This window comes from Bartonella sp. AA83SXKL (assembly GCF_042196965.1).
Classification (GTDB): domain Bacteria; phylum Pseudomonadota; class Alphaproteobacteria; order Rhizobiales; family Rhizobiaceae; genus Bartonella.
In genome coordinates, this window is record NZ_JBHIRG010000286.1 from 1 (window position 1) to 261 (window position 261).

Genomic DNA, 261 nt, shown 5'->3' on the forward strand with positions numbered 1-261 from the left:
TGTCCCAAAAGATGTTGATGGTTTTCATTATATCAATATAGGAAAACTCGCAGCAAATGCACTTGAAGATGCTATCATTCCCTGCACACCAGCTGGTGCCATGATGATGATTGAACAACAATGTGGACAAGACTTATCTGGTCTTGATGCTGTTGTTGTTGGACGCTCAAATATTGTTGGCAAACCTATGGCCGCCCTCTTAACAGCAGCAAATGCCACTGTAACAATCGCTCATAGTCGTACTCGTGATCTTGATGACGT

1 pseudogene is annotated in these 261 nt (G+C 42.9%); it reads left to right on the forward strand.

Going from position 1 to position 261, the window contains the following annotated elements:
• Positions 1-261 (forward strand): annotated as a pseudogene (locus ACFINO_RS11155) (bifunctional methylenetetrahydrofolate dehydrogenase/methenyltetrahydrofolate cyclohydrolase); the annotation flags it as partial.